The 20,754-nt window shown below is 58.2% G+C and carries 16 protein-coding genes; 12 read left to right on the top strand and 4 right to left on the bottom strand.

Annotated elements, in window-relative coordinates:
- Window positions 1-565: 565 nt before the first annotated feature.
- The gene (locus DTF_RS0107785) at window positions 566-778 is read right to left on the bottom strand and encodes a hypothetical protein (protein WP_027714870.1); all 213 of its coding nucleotides are present in this window, start codon (window positions 776-778) and stop codon (window positions 566-568) included.
- Window positions 779-939: 161 nt separating this feature from the next.
- Between DTF_RS0107785 and DTF_RS0107780 the strand changes: the two genes are divergently transcribed.
- Both DTF_RS0107780 and DTF_RS0107775 read left to right on the top strand, forming a co-directional pair.
- Window positions 940-1,161: a hypothetical protein gene (locus tag DTF_RS0107780; protein WP_027714869.1), complete on the top strand. Its 222-nt coding sequence runs from the start codon at window positions 940-942 to the stop codon at window positions 1,159-1,161.
- Window positions 1,162-1,262: 101 nt separating this feature from the next.
- Entirely contained in the window at window positions 1,263-2,354 is a 1,092-nt protein-coding gene (locus DTF_RS0107775) for a dethiobiotin synthase (RefSeq protein WP_027714868.1), read from the top strand.
- A gap of 8 nt (window positions 2,355-2,362) precedes the next feature.
- On the opposite strand, the gene ablB is transcribed toward DTF_RS0107775, so the two are convergent.
- From ablB to DTF_RS22510, 3 genes are all read right to left on the bottom strand, one after another.
- On the bottom strand, window positions 2,363-3,196 hold the full coding sequence (gene ablB, locus DTF_RS0107770) for a putative beta-lysine N-acetyltransferase (protein WP_051361155.1): 834 nt from the start codon (window positions 3,194-3,196) through the stop codon (window positions 2,363-2,365).
- A 25-nt stretch (window positions 3,197-3,221) separates the two neighbouring features.
- Window positions 3,222-4,535, bottom strand: coding sequence for a lysine 2,3-aminomutase (gene ablA / locus DTF_RS0107765; protein ID WP_027714866.1), 1,314 nt, complete (start codon window positions 4,533-4,535; stop codon window positions 3,222-3,224).
- Between the two features lie 85 nt (window positions 4,536-4,620).
- Entirely contained in the window at window positions 4,621-5,238 is a 618-nt protein-coding gene (locus tag DTF_RS22510; protein WP_226989222.1) for a MarR family winged helix-turn-helix transcriptional regulator, read from the bottom strand.
- A gap of 572 nt (window positions 5,239-5,810) precedes the next feature.
- On the opposite strand from DTF_RS22510, the gene DTF_RS0107755 reads away from it, so the two are divergent.
- The 10 genes from DTF_RS0107755 (at window position 5,811) to DTF_RS0107710 (ending at window position 20,743) form a co-directional block, all read left to right on the top strand.
- On the top strand, window positions 5,811-7,172 hold the full coding sequence (locus tag DTF_RS0107755; RefSeq protein WP_081702860.1) for an OmpP1/FadL family transporter: 1,362 nt from the start codon (window positions 5,811-5,813) through the stop codon (window positions 7,170-7,172).
- Window positions 7,173-7,429: 257 nt separating this feature from the next.
- A complete protein-coding gene (locus DTF_RS0107750; RefSeq protein ID WP_027714864.1) occupies window positions 7,430-9,256 on the top strand; it encodes a long-chain fatty acid--CoA ligase in 1,827 nt (608 codons plus the stop codon).
- 26 nt (window positions 9,257-9,282) lie between these two features.
- Window positions 9,283-11,670, top strand: a complete 2,388-nt coding sequence (locus tag DTF_RS0107745; protein WP_027714863.1) for a 3-hydroxyacyl-CoA dehydrogenase/enoyl-CoA hydratase family protein — start codon at window positions 9,283-9,285, stop codon at window positions 11,668-11,670.
- Between the two features lie 80 nt (window positions 11,671-11,750).
- Entirely contained in the window at window positions 11,751-12,923 is a 1,173-nt protein-coding gene (locus DTF_RS0107740) for an acetyl-CoA C-acyltransferase (protein WP_027714862.1), read from the top strand.
- A 192-nt stretch (window positions 12,924-13,115) separates the two neighbouring features.
- A complete protein-coding gene (locus DTF_RS0107735) occupies window positions 13,116-14,894 on the top strand; it encodes an acyl-CoA dehydrogenase family protein (protein ID WP_027714861.1) in 1,779 nt (592 codons plus the stop codon).
- A 63-nt stretch (window positions 14,895-14,957) separates the two neighbouring features.
- Complete coding sequence (locus tag DTF_RS0107730; protein WP_226989221.1) at window positions 14,958-15,935, top strand: MBL fold metallo-hydrolase; 978 nt, start codon at window positions 14,958-14,960, stop codon at window positions 15,933-15,935.
- A gap of 62 nt (window positions 15,936-15,997) precedes the next feature.
- Window positions 15,998-17,998 carry an FAD-dependent oxidoreductase gene (locus DTF_RS0107725; protein WP_027714859.1) on the top strand — a complete coding sequence of 667 codons (2,001 nt, stop codon included), beginning with the start codon at window positions 15,998-16,000 and terminating at the stop codon, window positions 17,996-17,998.
- 126 nt (window positions 17,999-18,124) lie between these two features.
- Complete coding sequence (locus DTF_RS0107720) at window positions 18,125-18,682, top strand: chalcone isomerase family protein (protein ID WP_027714858.1); 558 nt, start codon at window positions 18,125-18,127, stop codon at window positions 18,680-18,682.
- 62 nt (window positions 18,683-18,744) lie between these two features.
- Entirely contained in the window at window positions 18,745-19,530 is a 786-nt protein-coding gene (locus DTF_RS0107715; protein WP_226989220.1) for an enoyl-CoA hydratase, read from the top strand.
- 37 nt (window positions 19,531-19,567) lie between these two features.
- Window positions 19,568-20,743 carry a 4Fe-4S binding protein gene (locus tag DTF_RS0107710; RefSeq protein WP_027714856.1) on the top strand — a complete coding sequence of 392 codons (1,176 nt, stop codon included), beginning with the start codon at window positions 19,568-19,570 and terminating at the stop codon, window positions 20,741-20,743.
- Window positions 20,744-20,754: the final 11 nt, after the last annotated feature.

Here is a 20,754-nt window from a genome sequence, read left to right as displayed (position 1 = left end):
ATTCATTGATGCAGATCCGAACAGAGCCGCTGCGGTAACAGGCCAAGAAACCGAAATGCCCGCCGCGATAAGGCCGATGGTAAAATCCTCCTCCATGGAACGGGTAAGGCCTGTAGGGTGAATGGTAGTGCCTGTGGCCATAAAAATGCGGGTATCGATATCCGTGTCGATGCCTGTCGAAATAAGGATAACTCCGGTGCCTGTGGTCCCATCGCCCGTAATAGCCATACCCCCCGTTCCCTTTCCAGGAGGTCGCCATGACCACAGCCTCTCCGTCGCCGGGCTTGACGACCACCGACTTCTCATAACGGCCATTCTGTATCCTCTCATCGGCCAAAGCCGGTGGAAGTGCAATCATCCAGAAAACCGGAATCAACAGAATGATCAAGAGGCTTTTCATAAGTCCACCTCTCTTTCCACTATAGCCGCAACAAGCTTCAGGAGATCTGGTGGCATATCGCCAATTCCCAACGCCGTAAAGTCTACAGATGAGGAGTGAGGCGTGAGGGGTAAAGTCAAACCGCGTGCTTTTCTCCTCACTCATTGCGCCTCACGAATTCAGGTTTTAGAGATTCTTGTGGGGGCTTTCACTGCTGCTGATTGACTCTTCGCAATTCTCGGGCACCCAAGCCTCCCTCTTGTCCTCGACTTTCACCTGAAATTCGTCGCCCGTGCAGTAAAGGATTTTTCCCCGTTCATGGCTGGCGGTGTTTTCAAGAATGATTTCCTCGCCTTCTTCCACCGCCTGGCAACATTTTTGAAATTCTTCTCGTCTCATGACATACTCCTTTCTCGTCTCTACCTATTCTCTGTTTATATTATACGCTCAAGCGGGAATGGCAGACAAATCAAGGCCTTTTCCAGGTTGACTTCTTCCATTCGTCCAGACACAATCCAGATTAGCCCCTTTGGCCCCCCAATTCGTGAGTAGAGGTAGTTATGTCGAATCCCGCCGATTTCATCCGCGCCTGCAGCGAGGGAAAGGTCTGGTTATTCTGCGACGAGTGCGCCGCTCCAAAGAATTTCAATCAGGTGGAGCATTTGCGGACGGTGGAAAACCCCTCCTACTGGGGAACCGAACCCTGGTGGCATGAGGTGCGGGTCTTCAAGTGCCCCGACTGTGGCACGACCCAGCAGTCGACCCTGCATCTTGATGAATAGACGGGCGGTCAAAGAATTTTCGGCCTTTTTTTCGTTGACTGATAGTACCAGGTATAAATTCAGGTAAACCGGGACAAAAACAGGGTTTGGAGAAGGATGCCATGACCAGGAAGATTTTCATCGCCGCAACCGGGCAGAACAGCGGGAAGACGACCACCAGCCTCTCCCTGATGCATCTGGCGGGGAAGAAATACGGACGGGTCGGATTCATCAAGCCTCTCGGTCCGAAGCCGGTCGACTTCAACGGATTGCAGGTGGATAAGGATGCCGCCCTGATGGCCGGGGTTTTCGGGCTGGAAGGAGATATTCAATACATGTCGCCGGTGGTTCTGCATCCGGGCTCGACGAAAAAGATCCTGGATGGCGAAATCAGGCGCGAAATGCTTCTGGAAAAAATCCTCCAGGCCACCGCGAAACTTGAAAAGAACTGTGATTTTCTGGTTATCGAGGGGTCGGGGCACAGCGGGGTCGGATCGGTGATCGGGATGAGTAATGCCCGCCTCGCCGGACTGCTCGGGGCGCCGGTGATGATCATCTGCGGGGGCGGCATCGGAAATGCCGTCGACTCCGTCAGTATTAATCTTGCCCTTTTCAGACAGGAGGGTGTTCCGGTAAAGCTGGTGCTGGCCAACAAGCTGATTCCTGAGAAGCGCGAAGCCAGCATCCGGTACCTTCGGCTGGCCTTCGCCGGAGCGGACTTCAAGGTCGACGGCGGCTTCAATTACTCGCCGATTCTTGCCAATCCAACTCTCAGCCGAATTTCCAAGATCCTGGGTCAGCCGCTTCAGGGCGATCTGAAAGAAGCCACACGGATCGTTCACCATGTCCAACTGGGGGCGGCTTCCGCGCAGAGAGTTGCCGACCTGCTGGAAGAATCAAGCCTGCTGCTGGTCAACAGTACGCGGGACGAGCTTCTGGTGATGCTCTCCTCCCTCTACAATTTTCCCGAATACAGAAGACTCATTGCCGGCATGGTCATCCCCGGATTGGCTCCGGTTTCAAAAATAACCAAGAAGATTCTCGATGACAGCAATATCCCCTACATTCGCATCGAAGCAGCCAATTCCCAGGTTTTCTCGAGCATAAAGGATGACGTTTCCAAGATCACTGTTGAAGATCGGGAAAAAATCACCATGATTCGGTCCCTGGCGGAAACGGAACTCGATTTCGAAGCAATCGACGCCCTCCTGTAGGTATTATCTCACTCTTGGGCCACTGAAACTTCTCCCGCCTCTGAATCCAGCGGTTTGAACCAGACGTTCATACTCTCCAGTCCGCCAGAGATATCGGTATTGTTGGTAAGGGTTCCGCAGAACTCATAGCCGTTCTTGGCAAAGGTGATGTTCATCCCATGGGAGTAAGCCCGGGCGATGGTGTAGGCGGTCTGGATGCCCAGATCCAGGATATCCTCTTCCATCCTCGCCAGCAGGCAATTGGCCAGACCCTTCCCCCGGGATTCAGGAAGAGTCGCGAAATCTGTCATTTCCGCATTCAGGCCCTTGTGGTCCATTTCAGCGGAGGCCAGGGCGACAAGTTCGTTCTCCTCCCAGATGGCGTAATAATGGACATGGCTTTCCATGGTCTCTACCAGGTACCCGGGGTCGTGTATGGGAAAAGGGTAAGTGGCGAAGACCTGACGATATAGTTCGGCCATTTCCTCCGCTTCCTCAGGTCTGGTCCGGCGGCAGGTGAAGGTCGAGGCCAGGGCGAGGTCCGGCTGAGTACAGGCTTTTGCCTGGGCCGTCGCCAGGACTTCCCGGACCAGATCGGACCGTCCCTCCTCCTTCCGTTTCGCTGAGAGATATTTCCCGATGAAGAGGCCTTCTTCACCACTCAGCAAGCCGGGGACCGCCGCTTCGATCGCGTACCCGTTTTCCATGAAGACGGCAGAGACCGAGGCGGGGACCTTGGCGAATATCTTGCTGTAATCCCTGGTTTCAGCCAGCGCATCAAGATGGTTCAGCACTCCAGGCAGGTCGCCGGTCGACAGGCTCATCAGGTAGACCCGGTCGCTGTGCTTGCCGTGCTGAATCATCGAATCTCCGAAAATTTCGATTACATCACCCACTTCGGCGCTCCATGCGGCTGTTCTCCTCGGGGGTGAGGGATATAGTCCTGTCGTAATCGCACAGGAGCATCTCTATACCGGTAGCTCGCTGCTCCTCGGCGTCGTCGAGCTTCAGGTGGAGCCGGCACTCGTCGCACTTGCGGTCGCAGAAGATCGGCTCATAGCTGTCGGGCTCCTGATACGTGGTGATCACCCCCTCGTAGTTGCGGAGGACCACCTTGTTGGTGGAGATGGATATAAGGTAGTTAGGGGTGAGCGGTATCTTGCCGCCGCCGCCGGGAGCATCGACGACATAGGTCGGGACGGCGAAACCGCTGGTATGACCCCGCAGGCTCTCCATGATCTCAATTCCCTTCCCCACCGGAGTGCGGAAATGGCTGAGACCTTCGGAGAGATCGCATTGATAGAGATAATAGGGGCGGACACGGTTGTCCACCAGCTTGTGAACCAGGGCCTTCATGATCCTAGGGCAGTCGTTGATTCCAGCCAGCAGGACAGACTGGTTGCCCAAGGGAATGCCGGCATCGGCCAGCATCCGAAGTGCGGTCTTTGAGCTGGTAGTGATCTCCCGCGGATGGTTGAAGTGGGTGTTGATCCAGATCGGATGATGCCTCTTCAGCATCGCGACCAGTTCGTCGGTGATCCGATAAGGGAGGACCACCGGCATGCGGGTACCGATGCGGACGATTTGGACGTGGTCGATTTTGCGCAGTTCGGTCAGAATCCAGTCGAGGTAGTCGTCGGAGAGCATCAGGGGATCGCCGCCGGAGAGGAGGACGTCCCGAACCACAGGGGTGTTGCGGATGTAATCGAGGCCCTTTTCGATCTGCTCCCGGCCGGGGATGGAGTCGACGTCTCCTACCTTGCGCTTGCGGGTGCAGTGTCGACAATACATGGAGCAGATGTTGCTGACGGTGAACAGGACCCGGTCCGGATATCGATGGGTGATGCCTTCGGTAGGACTGTCCTGGTCCTCGGCAAGGGGGTCGCTCATGTCATGGCGCTCGATGCACAGTTCCTCCGGGGAGGGGAAAGCCTGCTTGAAAACCGGATCGTTGGCGAAGTCGTCGGGATCTATCAGGGACAGATAATAGGGGGTGACGGAGAGAGGGAATTTTTTCAGGGTCAGCTCGATTTTGGCCCTTTCCCCCGGATTGAGCCGGATACCAAGGAGTTCTTCAAATTTCTCGATACCCTGAACGGAGTTTTTAAGCTGCCATTTCCAATCTTTCCAGTTGGTAAGGGAGGCGTTTTCCATGGAAATGCGTTCAGCAATTTCACGCTGGGTCGCCGAATAGATGGACATGTTTTCTCCTGTTGTTTAGTTCGGTCACAAGGCCGCCAGTCGCCGCTGGGTGACGGACTTGGAACCATTTCATTTCTGTATTTTGTTATTTCTGGGAGAAATGGCGGCTAGAATGGCCAATGGATCCGGTTTCAAGGACAGGCGAGGCCTCTATTTGTCGCGCCTCCATCAGGTCGACAACTTTCTCGAGGGACAATGTGATGGAAACCTGTTCCGGTTCCGGCAGCTTTTTCAATGCATCGGCAAGAGTGTCCTGCAGGAGAGAAGGAGCGCTTGCCGCCAGTTCCTCTCCTTTTTCCGTAATGCCGATCTGTACCTGCCGGCGGTCCGAGCGACTTCGCTGCCGGACGACCAGACCTTTCTCCTCCAATCGATCGACGATGCCGACCACTGTGCTTGGGCTGAGATAAACATGATGTGCCAGCCAGGTGGTAGTGACAGGTCCGGCTTCACGAATGGCCAGAAGACATCCTAACTGGGGGCCGGTTATCCGGTGGCTCTGCCCAAGCTTGCGGGAGTGAATCTCCACCGCCCTTATGATGCGCCGCAATGATTGCAGGATACGCAAATCGTAACTGCCTTCAGGAACCGACGGTGTTATCGAGGGCTCCGAAAGAAATTCTGGAGTGCCGCTTCCGGCAACGGCGTCGGTGTCAGTGCCGGTGTAAATCTCTCCGGCCATGTTGCTCATGGAGTTTTTCATATTCAACGGATCTCTTTCTGTCAGAATGATTCTAACACGAACATTTCTAACAGAAAGCATCGCTCCTGTCAAGTGTCCGCCGGCCGGCGTGTTGCCGGCCGGCGACTGGGATGCGGGGACTTCATGCTCATGAGCTGAGGGGATGTCGCACAACCGTTTTCGACAAAATGCTCCAACTGTTAACGATAACGTAGATAGGAAATACGGTCGCCCTAAAAAAATATAAATATGACAAAATGGATCATGTTTTAAACGATGTTATCTTTATGTAGCCAACGGGGTAGCTGACGATATCCGGTAAAGTAGCGGCCGATATAAAAAATAACTATTCGAAATAACAATATAAATCATACCGCAGCGAAGCGAACGCCATGTCCTTCGCGTCTACTTGTTAGGCTCTGGCGATAATGACTGATATGGTATTAAATAAATGCTATGATAATAATAAAATAGGGTTATAAAAATGATTGACTTGCACGTAAAGGTGGGATATACATCCTCCTACGATTAGAGAATAGTCGGGCAGGATCCTGGAAGGGTGTTGTCAACGTCAATGGGGAAGAGGAGCGGTTATGAAAGCAAAATCAGCAATGCTCGTGGGCATGTTGGGTATTCTTGCGATGGCCTCGCCGGCCTTCAGCGCCGGGTTTGCCATTATTGAGCAGAGCGTAAGCGGCCTCGGCAACGCCTTTGCCGGGGGGGCGGCTTCCGCGGAGGACGCCACGACCGTCTATTTCAACCCGGCGGGCCTGACACGGCTCAAGGGCCAGCAGGCCATTGCCGGACTACATGTGATTGTTCCGTCGGCCAAATTCGAAAAGGAAAATGCCAGCAATGCGCTCGGGCAGCCCATTTCCGGGGGAAATGGAGGAGATGCGGGCGAAACCGGCATCGTCCCGAATTTCTTTTACTCGGCGAACCTGGACAACGGCTGGTCCCTCGGTCTGGGGGTGACGGCGCCCTTCGGGCTGGTGACCGAATACGACAAGACGTGGGTCGGGCGCTACCATGGCGTTAAGTCCGATGTCATGACGATCAATATCAATCCTTCCGTCGCCTACAAGGTCAATGACCGGTTGAGCCTCGGGGCCGGGGTCAGCGCCCAGTATGTTGATGTTAACCTCACCAGTATGGTCGATTTCGGCCTCGCCGCCTTCCAGTCGAGTGGAGGCAATCCGGCCCTGCTGCCCATCGTTTCCAATCCCGATGCCGATGTCTATGCCGACCTGACTGCCGACGACTGGGGGTACGGGTTCAACCTCGGGGTGCTCTATGAATTCGACGACGATTCGCGCATCGGCTTGGCCTATCGCTCTCGTATCGACCACACGGTCGAGGGCGAGGGGGATTTCAGCCTTCAGAACCCGGCATTTCTATCGGCCGTCGGTCTGCAGGCCGCGGCGCAGGCAGCCTTCCCGGACCAGGATGTGAAAGGGGACATCACCCTGCCGGCAAGCGCCTCCCTGAGTGTCTTTCACCGCATCAACCCACAGTGGGCGGTGATGGCCGACGTGCTGTGGACCGAATGGAGCACCTTTGACTGGCTAGTCATCGAGTTCGATGGTGGGCTGGCCGACAGCGTGACCGCTGAAAACTGGGACGACAGCTGGCGCTATGCGGTCGGGGCGACGTACAGCCCGAATGAGAAGCTGGATCTGAGACTCGGTCTGGCATACGACGAGACCCCTGTCCCGAGCGCCAAATACCGGACGCCCAGGATTCCCTGCGAGGACCGGATCTGGACGTCCATTGGCGTCGGCTATCAAATCGGCGAAAGAATGAAGATCGACTTCGCCTATGCTCACCTCTTCGTCAAGGACTCCAAAATCGACAAAAGCACCGCCGATGCGGAGAACCTCTCCCGGGGCAATCTGCAGGGTGAGTACGAAAACGAAGTCGATATAGCCAGTATTCAGCTCGCGTACAGCTTTTAGTGCCCGCCGCCGTTTGCGGCAACAGGAAACCCCCGGCTTATCAGGCCGGGGGTTTTTATTTGAAATTGGAAGATCGGTTGCGATTCAAGCCGGGAACCCCTGAGCGGTTTGAACTTATGCCCCGAGCAAGCTTTCCGCGGCGGTTGGTTGGCTAAATAATGCGCAGAAGAAAAGCGATAGAAAAATGTTTTAAAAGTGCTTGACGCATACGTAAAAGTAATATATAAAATTCGTAAGTCCAGGGAGGAATAATTATTATGATCGAGGTTCCTTACAGCTCCGTGCCCGCCATGCTGAGGGAAAACGCCGTCCGGTTCGGCGGACAGCCCGCCATCAGCTACAAGAAGGGGGGAGAGTTCATCTCCCTGGCCTATAACCATCTCTACGAGCGCGTTCTGATGGCGGCCCGCGGTCTTGTCAAGGCGGGCGTGAAGCCCGGGGACCGGGTGGCGATCCTTTCGGAGAACCGGGCGGGATGGGCCATCTCCGATTTCGGTATTCAGTCGGTCCGCGCCGTCACCGTCCCCATCTACGCCACCAATACCCCAGACCAGATCGCGTACGTTCTCAACCATTCGGAGGCGAAAATCGTCTTCGTCTCCAACAGGATTCAATACGAAAAGCTTCTGGCCGTTCGCGAGCAGATCCCCCTTGTCGAAATGGCCATTTCCTATGATCGTTTCATGGGCAGCCCGGCTCTGCCGGTGTATACTCTCTATCAGCTCTCCGAAGTCTCCCATCCCCTCACTTCGGAGGAGAGGCGCCTGGTCGAAGCGGAAATCGACCGGATCACTCCGGAAGATCTCATCACCATCATTTATACCTCCGGAACGACGGGCGTGCCCAAGGGAGTCATGCTGACCCAGGCCAACATGCTCTTCGACGCTTTTTACGGCGTCAAGAAACTGGGCGGGATGGCGAAGCCGGAGGTATTTCTGAGTTTTCTCCCCCTCAGCCATGTTCTTGAGCGCACGGCCGGTTACCATGCCGCACTCATGCACGGCTGTCATGTGGCCTTCGCCGAGAGTGTCGAGAAGGTGGTGGAAAACATCGTGGAAGTGCGGCCCACGACCATGGTCAGCGTGCCGCGTCTTTTCGAGAAAATCTATTCGCGCATCTACGAGAATGTCCATCTGATGAGTCCGCTCAAGCGACGGATGTTCCACAAGGCGGTGGAGATCGGCCGCGAATACGTTCACTGCCGGTACATCCGGCGGGAAGCACCTGGGCTCCTCGGGGTGCAGTACCGGATGGCCGACCGCCTGGTTTTTCGTAAGATCAGGGAAAAGTTCGGCAGCCGCCTGCGTTTCTGCATTTCCGGCGGAGCGCCGCTGGACAAGACCATCAACGAGTTCATGTGGATCATCGGAATCCCCACATTCGAAGGGTATGGGCTGACCGAGACGAGCCCGGCCATAACCTTGAACAATATCGACGAGGTGCGCTTCGGTTCCGTGGGCAGGGTCCTGGAGAAGACTGAAGTCAGGCTGGCCGAAGATGGAGAACTGCTGGTTCGGGGGCCTCAGGTAATGCGGGGCTATTATCGGAACGAAGAGGCGACGGCGCAGACTGTTGTGGACGGATGGCTCAGCACCGGCGACATCGCCCGGGTCGACGAGGAGGGGTTCGTCTATATCGTCGACCGCAAGAAGGAGATCATCGTCACTGCCGGTGGGAAGAACATTGCTCCGCAGCCGATCGAGAACGAACTGAAGCTCGACAAGTACATTTCCCAGGCATTTGTCTTCGGCGACCGTCAGCCCTATCTGGTAGCCCTGATAACGCCCAACATGGAGCGCCTCATCGAACTGGCACATCAGGAAAAAGTCCATTTTTTCGATGTCGAGGACCTGGTGACCAACGAAAGGGTGCGGGCGCTGTTCGAAGAACGCATCGGGGCGGTCAACGCCCGGCTCCCCTCCTATGAAACGATCAAGAAGTTCGTCATTCTTCCCCGGGATTTCTCCGTGGAGGGGGGGGAACTCACACCCACGCTGAAGCTCAAGCGCAAGGTGATCTGCGAAAAGTACAAAAACCAGATCGACCGGCTCTATTTTGAAAACGGAACCGGTTCCGCCACATGATCCAAATCAGAGAACGGAGGAAAAAGATGAGGCAAATCAATCGGGTGGCCGTACTCGGCTCGGGGGTTATGGGCGCCACCATCGCAGCCCATCTGGTCAACGCCGGCCTGGATGTTCTTCTGCTGGATATCATCCCCCGGGAGTTGACCGAAGGGGAGAAGTCCAGGGGGCTCACGCTGAACAGCCCCGAGGTTCGCAACCGCATCGTGAACAACGGCCTGGAGGCGGTTGTGAAGATGAAGCCGGCCGCCTTCTATCTCAAGGACTACGCCCGGCACGTGGAGACGGGGAATTTCGAAGACGACATGGAAGGGCTCAGGGAGTGCGACTGGGTAGTCGAGGTCGTCATCGAGAACATGGAGATCAAGAAAAGGCTCTTTACGGAAAAAGTGGTGCCGAACCTGGCGCCGGGGGCGATCCTCTCCACCAATACCAGCGGCCTGTCGGTGAACGAGATGGTGGCCGTCCTCCCCGAGGCGGTGCGCAAAAACTTCCTGGTCACCCACTTTTTCAATCCGCCGCGCTATATGCGTCTGCTCGAGGTAGTCGGATGCAGGGACACCGATCCCGAACTGCTCTCCCAAATGAGTGATTTTCTCGCCCGCCGCCTCGGCAAAGGGATCGTCTACGCCAAGGACACCCCCAACTTCATCGCCAACCGCATCGGGGTGTATGCCATCTACAAATCGATCCGTCACATGATCGACATGGAGATGACCGTGGAGGAAGTCGACGCGATCGCCGGTCCCGCCACAGCCCGCCCCAAGAGCGCCGCGTTCCGGACCGCCGATCTGGTGGGCATCGATACCCTGATGCACGTCGGCAACAACTCCTGGGAACTGCTCCCCGACGACGAGGAGCGCGACGTCTTCAAGGTGCCGGAGTTCATGGCGGAAATGGTCGAGGGAGGGCTCCTCGGAAACAAGAGCAAAAAAGGCTTCTACCGCAAGGAGAAGGGGGAGGGCGGCAGCAAGGTTTTCTTTTACGACTACAACACAGGCGAGTATCTGCCGGCGCAGAAGCCACGGTTCGCTTCCGTCGACGCGGGAAAGCAGGTGGACGATCCGGCTAAACGCCTCAAGATGGTGGTCGAGGGGAGCGACAGGGGGAGCGAATTCGCCTGGCGCAACCTGCGCGACACCCTGATCTACACGGTGAACCGCATCCCCGAGATCGCCGACGACATCGTCAACGTCGACAATGCCATGCGCTGGGGCTTCAACTGGGAACTCGGACCCTTTGAAATACTGGATGCCATCGGCGTGGCATCCTTTGTCGAGCGGGCTGAAAAGGACGGGGCAACCGTCCCCAAGTCACTTCGCAAGGTGGAGCGCTTCTACCGCTTCGAGGGTGCCAGAAAGCAGTTCTTCGACCTGCTCTCCGGCGAATACCGGGATGTTCCCGTCAGCCCCGACCAGATTCATCTCGATATTCTCAAGCGCGGCGGCTCCGTGGTGGAGAAGAACGCCAACTGCTCCATCATCGACTTGGGCGACGGTGTCTTCGGCCTGGAATTCCATTCGAAGATGAACGCCATCAGCGGCGACATCCTGGCCATGACCCACAAGGCGGTTCGGCGCGCCGAAGAAGAGGGTGTCGGACTGGTCGTCGGCAACCAGGGCGCCAACTTCTCCGTCGGGGCCAACCTGATGATGCTTGCCGTGGCCATCGCCGAAGGGGCTTACGACGACGTCGCCATGGCGGTGAAGGCTTTCCAGAAGGCGACCATGGCGCTGAAGTACTCCAGGGTGCCGGTAGTGGCCGCCCCCTTCGGCATGACCCTGGGCGGCGGCTGCGAGTTCTGCCTCCATTCCGACGCCATCAACGCCCATGCCGAAACCTATATGGGCCTGGTCGAGATCGGGGTCGGGCTGCTGCCGGGCGGCGGCGGGACCAAGGAGATGGCACTGCGCGCCATTCGCCTGGCCAACCGCTACGACACCGACGTCTCCCCCTTCATCTTCAAGAACTTCCAGAACATCGGAATGGCCAAGGTGTCGATGGGGGCCGCCGAGCTATCCCAAATGGGGTACATGGACGAGGGGGACTCCATCACCATGAACATCGACAATCTTATCGCCGACGCCAAGCAGAAGGTCATCGCCCTCTCCTGCAATTACCGTCCAGGGCGGCCGGAAGAGAACCTCAAGGCTCCCGGCCGGAGCGTCGCCGCCAGCATCCGGAGCCAGCTCTGGAACATGCAGATGGGAGGTTTCGTCACCCCTTATGAGGCAGAGATGGGCGGCGTCATCGCAGGAGTCATCACCGGCGGCGACGTCCCGGCGGGAACTCTGATCACCGAACAGTATCTGCTCGAACTCGAGAGGGAAGGCTTCCTCAAGCTATGCGGCAACAAAAAGACGGTGGAGCGGATCCAGCACATGCTGAAGAAGGGGAAGCCGCTGCGGAATTAGGCGATTGGACATGTAGGGGCGCTGCTTGCCGCGCCCAGGGCAGGGCAACCCTGCCCCTACAAAATATATCGGAGGACACAATGAAATCAGCATACATTCTGGCCGCGTACCGCACACCGGGCTGCCGGGCGAAAAAAGGGAAATTCAAGGACATGCGCCCCGACGATCTGGCCGCCGCCGCGATTCGGGGCCTGGTCGAGCGCACCGGCATCGACGGGGCCGAGGTGGAGGACGTCATCATCGGCTGCGCTTTTCCGGAAGGGGAGCAGGGGATGAACTTCGCGCGGGTGGCGGTGATGAAGGCGGGGCTCCCCTACCAGGTTCCGGCGCAGACCGTCAACCGATTCTGCTCCTCGGGTCTGCAGACCATCGCCATGGCCGCCGAGCGGATAATGGCGGGATTCGCCGACTGCATCATCGCCGGAGGCGCCGAGTCGATGAGCATTGTTCCGATGGGGGGGAACAAATACAGCGCCAATCCCTTTCTGGTCGCCGAATGGCCCGAATCATACGCATCCATGGGTATCACCGCCGAACTGGTCGCCGACAAGTACGGCGTCTCCCGCGCCGACCAGGACGAATTTGCCTGCGCCAGCCATGGGAAAGCCGCGGCAGCGATCGAGGCCGGGCGCTTCTCCGGTGAAATCATCCCGGTGGAGATCGAGAACGCCGCGGTCATCGGCGGCAAGCTCAAAAGGAGCACCGAGACCGTCTCAATCGATGACGGGGTGCGCGCAGACACGACGGTGGAGTCGTTGTCCAAACTGAAGCCCGCCTTCAAGGTGGATGGCTCCGTCACCGCCGGAAACTCCTCCCAGATGACCGACGGCGCCGCTGCGGTACTGGTGGTCTCCGAGAGTTACCTGAAGAAGCTCGGGAAAGATCCCGCCGCCCGTTTCGTGTCCTTCGCTGTGAAGGGCGTCCCCCCCGAGATCATGGGGATCGGTCCCATCGAGGCCATTCCGGCGGCCTTGAAGATGGCCGGCCTGAAGCAGTCCGACCTCGGACTGATCGAGCTCAACGAGGCCTTCGCCGCCCAGTCGCTGGCGGTGATCAGCGAACTCGGGCTCAATCCCGAAATCATCAACGTGAACGGCGGCGCCATCGCTCTGGGTCACCCCCTCGGCTGCACCGGCGCCAAGCTGACGGCAACCCTCCTGGCCGAGATGGGCCGGCGCAAAGAAAGGTACGGCATGGTTTCCATGTGCGTCGGCGGCGGCATGGGCGCGGCGGGAATTTTTGAACGACTGTAAATTCCGAAAACATTTTTCTACCGCAGAGGCCGCGGAGAACGCAGAGAAAATTCGAAACCTGGAAGAGAAGATTTATCCTCGGCGTTCTCTGCGCTCTCAAGTGAGCGTAGCGAACGGGCGGTAGAAAAGATTTTTCAGATTAGGATCAAAGCCCAGAATGCACATTAAATCAAGATAGTGAGGTGAATCATCATGACTCAGAGAATTTTAAAAGGTGGGGAATATCTGGTGACTGAAGTGAGCTGTGCGGAGGTCTTCACCCCCGAGGACTTTACCGACGAGCAGCGGCAGATCGGGGAGACGACCGAACAGTTCGTTCTCAATGATATCCTCCCCCATGCCGAGGAGATCGAGCAGCAGAACTTCGCCCTGGTGGTGGAGGGGATGCGCAAAGCCGGCGAACTGGGGCTGCTGATGATCGACGCCCCCGAGGAGTATGGCGGTCTGGAGCTTGATAAGGCGACCAGCATGCTGGTCGGGGAAAAGATCGCCCCATCGGGCTCCTTCTCCGTCGCCTACGCCGCCCACTCGGGGATCGGGACTCTGCCCCTGGTCTATTACGGTACCCGGGCGCAGAAGGAGAAATACCTGGAAAAGATCATCACCGGAGAATGGGTGGCCGCCTACTGCCTGACCGAGCCGGGTTCAGGCAGCGACGCCTTGGGGGCCAATGCGTCGGCCACCCTCTCCGAGGACGGCAAATACTACGTCCTCAATGGCACAAAGCAGTTCATCACCAACGGCTCCTTCGCCAATCTCTACACCGTCTTCGCCAAGATCGACAAGAAGCATTTCACCGCCTTTCTGGTCGACCGCGACTGTGAAGGGCTCGTCATCGGCCCCGAGGAGAAGAAGCTGGGGATCAAGGGTTCCTCGACCACCCAGATCATCCTCGACAACTGCAAGGTGCCGGCGGAGAACCTTCTCGGCGAGATAGGCAAAGGGCACAAAATCGCCTTCAACGTCCTTAACGTCGGCCGCTTCAAGCTCGCCGCAGGAGTCACGGGGGCCGCCAAGGCGGCCTTTGTGGAAGGGGTGAAGTATGCCAACGAGCGCAAGCAGTTCGGAAGGGCGATCGGCTCCTTCGGGGCGGTCCAGGAGAAGCTCGCCGATATGACAACCGACATCTTCGCGTCCGAATCCCTCGTCTACCGACTGGCAGGGCTGCTCGACACCAGGCTGGCGACCATCGACAAGGGGACCGCCAACTACTATGAGGAATACCAGAAGGGGATCGAGGAGTACGCCCCCGAGTGCGCCATCTCCAAGGTCTACTGCAGCGAGGTTCTCGCTTCGGTGGTCGACGAGGTGCTGCAGATTCACGGCGGCTATGGTTTCGTCAGCGAATACCCGGCCGAGCGCTTCTATCGCGACGAGCGGATCAACCGGATTTTTGAAGGAACCAATGAGATTAATCGTCTGCTCATCCCCGGCATGATCCTGCGGAAGGCGATGAAGGGGGAGCTTCCATTGCAGAAGGAGGCGATGAAGGCTTTCGAATCACTGATGACCCCCTCCTTCGAGGAGATCGATGACAGCGTCCCCTTCGCGCGGGAGAAGGCGCTTCTCCAGAACCTCAAGACCGTCTTTCTCATTCTTTCCGGGACTGCTGTACAAAAGTACATGGTCAAACTGCAGAACGAGCAGGAGATCCTCCTTGCCGCCGCCGATATGTCGATCCAGATATTCGCTCTGGAGAGCGCGGTACTACGGGCCGAAAAGGGCTTCGCTGAAGCGAGCGAGCATCGGAAGGAGCTGCTGGCGGCCGTGATCAAGGTCTGCGCCTTTAACGCCACCGAACTCCTTTCCACTGCGGCGAAAAAGGGGGCCTTCTACATCGAAGAAGGTGACAACCTGACCATGATCCTCTCCGGCATCCGCCGTTTCGCCAAATACGACGCCACCGGTCTGCTCCAGGCCAAGCGGACGCTGGCCGGCGCAGCGATCGAGATGGAAAAATATATTTTTTAGTCCGAGTCCAAAGTCCAAAGTCCAAAGTCCCGGTCTGAGTCGAAGTCTGAATGAGGTTTGACCTTGGACCCGGGACCCCGGGACCTTTATGACGGGATGATCATGCAACAGCACACCATCCATACCCCCTACCTGGTGGGGGAGACTCACTTCTACACCACCGAGATCGACGGTGAACCGGTGCTGTTCGATACCGGACCGGCGACGGAAGAGGGGCGGGATTTTCTGCGGCGTTCGGTGGACCTGGGGCGTCTGAAGCATGTCTTCATCACTCACTGCCATGTTGATCATTACGGACTGGCGCGGTTCATCGGGGAGAACTCCGATGCGCGGATCTATATCCCCCGCAAGGACGCACTGAAGCTTCGTCACCATGGGATGCGCCTTACGCACATCGAGGACGAACTGGAAGGGATGGGATTCGGACGCGACTACATTCAGCAGTTTCGTGACGTGGTCGACCAAAACAGTATTTTTCCGGGGGTCCCGGAGAAGTTCACCATCGTGGAGGAATCACCGGAACCGGTCCGGCTCGGCATCCAGATAATCGCCTGTCCCGGCCACTCCCAGAGCGATCTGGTCTACAAGGTCGGTGCTCAGGCGGTTACCGGGGACATTCTGCTGCACAATATCTTTCAGGCGCCGCTCCTCGACATCGACCTCGAGACCTTCGCCGGCCGCTTCCGCAATTACGAGGCCTACTGCGCTAGCCTTCTGAAGCTGGGGGAACTGCGGGATTGTGAAATCCTCCCCGGTCACCGGCACACTGTTGAGAGCCTCGAGGGCACCATTCTTTTCTACGTCGGCAAGATCTTCGAGCGGGCCCAGCGCTTGAAGGAGTTTCCCCACGCGCTGCCGGTTCGCCGGCTGATCGATCAGCTCTTCGGCGATGCTCTGAATGATCCGTTCGTCACCTTCCTGAAGGTATCGGAAATCGCCTTCATGCAGGATTTTCTGGATGATCCCCTGCTGTTGAAGGCATCTCTCGAAGAGCTGGGGCTGTTTCATAAGATCCGCTTCGCCTATGCTGCGGTGGCTTGAAATCCGTGAGGAGTGAGGCGTATCCTCACTCCTCACGTCTCACGGATTTACTGGAGACGGACATGAAAGACCTGCTTTTCGAGCCGATCATCATCAACAAACTTGAAGTGAAGAACCGGATCTCCATGCCGGCGATGCATCTGAACATGTGCCGGAACTTCGAGGTGTCCGATCGGCTCATTCGTTTCTATGCCGAAAGGGCCCGGGGGGGCGCGGGGATGATCACCGTCGGCTATGCCTCTGTGGACGAATTCTCCGCCCATCCCGCGCATATCGGCGCCCACCGCGATGAATTCATCCCCGGCCTGTCCCGGCTTGCCGATGCCATCCGGCAGGGCGGAGCGCGAGCCTCGGTGCAGCTCAATCATGCCGGTCGCTACAACCACTCCTTTTTCCTCGGCGGAAAAAGACCGGTCGCCCCCTCGGCGGTCCCGTCGCGCCTTACAGGGGAGGCCCCGGACGCCCTGGAGATAGGACAGATCCGAGAAATTGTCGCGCGCTTTGCTCAAGCCGCCCGGCGAGTCAGGCAGGCCGGTTTTGACGCGGTCGAGATCCTGGCGGGCACCGGTTACCTGATCAGCGAGTTCCTATCCGAGGTGACCAACCGGCGCACCGACGAATACGGCGCCTCCTTCGAGAACCGCATGCGATTCGGGCTTGAGGTCATCAGGGCTGTCAGGAATGCGGTCGGGAGCGATTTCCCCCTCATGGTGCGCCTCAACGGCAACGACTTCATGCCGGGCGGGGTGGGCAGGGAGGGGCTTCAGGAATTTGCCGTCCAGGCCGTTGGAGCGGGGGCGGACGCCCTCTGCGTCAACGTCGGCTGGCACGAGGCGGTCGTCCCGCAGATCGTCACCAAGGTTCCCCGAGGGGTCTTCGGTTATCTGGCTCGGGGAATCAAGGAAAAAGTGCCGGTGCCGGTGATCGCCAGCCACCGCATCAACGATCCGGAGACGGCCCGGGAAATGATCGGGGACGGTATGTGCGACATGGTCGCCATGGGGCGTGCGCTGATCGCCGATCCGCGCCTGCCGGAGAAGGCACTGGCCGGAAAAGAGGATGAAGTTCTGCACTGCGTCGCCTGCGGTCAGGGGTGTTTCGACAACCTGTTCAGGATGAAGGCGGTGGAGTGTCTCTGCAACCCGCAGGCCGGACATGAAGAGGAGAGGTCATTGCCTCCGGTCGCCCAGGGGTGCCGGGTGATGGTGATCGGCGGCGGGGCCTCCGGGATGAGCGCCGCCCTGGCCGCGGCAGAGCGGGGGCACGAGGTGGTCCTTTACGAGAAGAGCGACCGCCTCGGCGGGCAGCTGCATCTGGCTGGCGCTCCTCCCGGGCGGGAGGCGTTCGCGCGGCTCGCCCGCGACCTGGCCCGCCGGGTCGACACCTGCGACATCCGGGTGGAACTCGGCCGGGAAGTCGATGCCCAGCTTATCGATGCCGAACGGCCAGACACGGTGATTCTGGCCACCGGCGGAACTTCCATCGAACCGCCCATTCCGGGATGCGACCGCGACTTCGTGGTGCAGGCCTGGGACGTGCTGGCCGCCCGGGCCTGCGCAGGGGAAAGGGTAGTCGTGGTCGGCGGCGGCGCCGTGGGGGTGGAAACAGCCCTGGCGCTGGCTGAAAAGGGGACCCTCTCCGGCGAGGCGCTGAAGTTCCTGCTGGTGCATGGCGCCGAAAAACCGGAGGACCTCCTGCAGATGGCCGTCCGCGGAACCAGGGAAATCGTCCTGGTGGAGATGCTCGATAAGGTGGGGACCAATTTCGGCCGGACCACCCGCTGGGGGATGCTTCAGGATCTGGAGCGCTTCGGCATCCGGACGCTGACGGAATCCCGGGTCCTTGAGATCACCGCCGGCGGTCTCAAGGTCGAAAAAGGCGGCCGGTTGGAAGAGATCCCCGCCGACACGGTTGTACTGGCGGTGGGAACGCGGCCCTTCAATCCCCTGCAGGAGGTGCTGGCTAAAAAGGGAATTCCCTTTGTGGTGGCAGGGGACGCATTGCAGGTAGGGATGGCCATCGACGCCATCCACCAGGGGTTCGCCGCGGGGCGGGAAGTTTAAATCATTATACGCGGATCAAATCTGATAAAGGCGCATCAGATTGGATCAGATGTTATCCGCGTGCAGATTTCTTCCATTTGCTTGAGCAGTTCCATAGGGTTGCCATAACGATCCAGGAGGCAAACAATGAAAAAACTCGTCACTCTCGTCGTCCTGCTTCTGCTGGCGACTAATGTTCAAGCCCGGGAGATGGCCGGGATTGACATCTCGGAGACGGCGGTGATCGGAAGCCGGACCCTGAAACTGAACGGCTGCGGTGTCCGCAAGAAGTTCTTCATCAGCATCTATGTCGGATCGCTCTATACCGGAAGTCGGGTGGCCAGCCTGGCGGAGGCAGTGCGTGATCCCGGTCCGAAGCTGATCCGAATGACCTTCGTTTACAAAAAAGTCGAGAGGGAGAAGATTCTCGATGCCTTTGCCGAAGGATTTGCCAACAATACTCCCGAACTATCCGGGTCGAACGAAGCGCGAAAATTTCTCTCCCTTTTTAATCGTGACTTCGCCGAGGGCGATAAAGTCGACCTGGAGCTTGGCCCGCATGGAGAAGTGTCGGTTCTGCACAACGGGCAGCTCCTTGGCTCTCTGACATCGCCGGATCTGTCCCGGGGGATACTGGCGATATACCTGGGCGACGAGCCGGCGGACCAGAATCTCAAGGAAGGAATGCTGGGGCTGGGCCTCTAAGGGATTAATCCCAAGCTTTTCAAAGAAGAAGCCCGGCCAACCTTTTGAGGAGGAAAAAACACGTGGATTTTGTCAGTTCGTCGCCGGAGATTGCCTGCGTATGCCGGGAGTACATTCTTCATCTCGCCATCGACCGGCAGGCGAAGATGAACGCCCTGTCTCCCTCCATGTATGAGGCCCTTGCCGAAGCCATCCTCCACGCCGACCGCGATCCCGATATCCGAGTCATCCTGATCGAGGGGAACGGCACTTGTTTCACCAGCGGCAACGACCTCAACGATTTCGTGGATTCGCCGCCCGCCGGAGAGGAGAGCCCGGTCTTTCACTTTCTCCAGACGATCAGCAGAGCGCAGAAACCTATTATTGCCGCCGTCTCTGGCCCTGCTGTCGGAGTCGGCACCACGATGCTGCTGCACTGCGACCTGGTCTGTGCCGGCGAAGGAGCTCGGTTCGAACTTCCCTTCGTCAACCTGGGGCTCTGTCCCGAGGCGGCCTGCAGTCTGCTGCTGCCGCACCTTGCAGGGTACCAGCGAGCGGCCGAACTGCTGCTTCTCGGCGAACCCTTCGGGGCCGAACGGGCGAAGGAGATCGGTCTGGTCAATGCGGTATTTCCCGATGGAGAGCTGTTCGACCAGGCCTACGCCCTGGCGCGGAAGCTCGCGCAGAGGCCGCCAGCTGCGGTGCGTCTGACCAAGGACCTGCTGAAGAAGGCGTGCCGCCGCGCCGTGGCCGAAACTATGGCGGAGGAAGGGCGGCACTTCCTGCAGAGGCTATCGTCTCCGGAAGCGAAAGAGGCATTTGCCGCCTTTTTCGAGCGAAGAAGGCCTGATTTCAGCCGCTTCAGCTGAAAAGTCTTCTGGCAGAGGAGAGAGTACGGAGGACAAAATGGGACATCACATCGGCTCAAAAAGCAGCATCGTTCCGCTCATCGATCGGCTGAACAAGTATCCCGTCGGTCTCGTCGACAGCGAGAAGCTGCGGGAGATTCTCACCCTGCTCTTCGACAAGGAGGAAGCTTTCGTCGCCTCGCGTTTTCCCCTGGAGGAGGCGACCCTCCCCGAACTTTCCCGCCGGACGAAGATAGAGGATGCGCAGCTCCGGCCGATCCTCGAGCGAATGGCCGACAAGGGACTGGTGATGGATCTCCCCTATGGGGGAGCGACTTATTATCTTCTGATGCCAGGCCTGATCGGATTCTTCGAGTTCACCTTCATGAAGAGCCGCACCGATCTTCCGATAAAAGAAGTCGCTCAACTGATGCAGGAGTACATGCACGAGAATCCCCGGGAGGGGATGGCGAAGGAGTTTTTCGGCAGTCGGACTCCATTGACGCGCTCGCTGGTCCATGAGGAGCAGATCCCGGTGACCTCGGAGATCACCACTTATGAGAGTGCCAGGGAGATCATCCGTCAGGCCGGTTACGGAGCGGTGGGGATGTGCTATTGCCGCCACAAAAAGGAGCATCTTGGAGACAGCTGCCGCAAAGGGGCGCCATTGTATGGAATCTGCATCTCTCTGGGGACGGCGGCGAAGTTCATGGTCCGCAGGGGATTCGCCGAGCAGAAGGATGCCGAGGAGTTGCTGGCCGTCCTCGCCCGGGCCCGAGAGAAGAACTTGACGCACATCACCGACAATATCCGGCAAAACCCTTCCTTCATCTGCAATTGCTGCTCGTGCTGCTGCGAGCTTCTGGCGGGGATGCGGATGGGATATCCGGAGGGGGTTGCCAGGACCCCCTTCCTGGCCGTGATTGACAGGGAGTTCTGCAATGGCTGCGGGCTCTGCTTTGCCGCCTGTAATGTCGGTGCGATCGGCCCGGTCGGAGCCGATAATGACGAAGGATGCATCGTCTCCGAACCTCTCTGTCTCGGCTGCGGCGCCTGCGTTCCGGCCTGCAGGAGGGGAGCCCTGTTCCTGTCAGAACGCAGAACCAGGCCTCTTCCGCCGGAGAGCAGGAAAGAGCTCTTCAGGAGGATACTCAAGGAAAAAGGACGCCTTGCTCCCTATATTGTCTGCGGGATGAAGAAGAAGGTGCGCCGGGTGTTCGGTAGAAAGGGATAAGGGTAGTTTTG

Origin of the sequence: Desulfuromonas sp. TF, from assembly GCF_000472285.1 — a bacterium.
Taxonomy (GTDB): Bacteria; Desulfobacterota; Desulfuromonadia; order Desulfuromonadales; family ATBO01; genus ATBO01.
The sequence above is the reverse complement of the archived record's forward strand: the minus strand, read 5'-3'. Positions and strand labels throughout refer to the sequence as shown.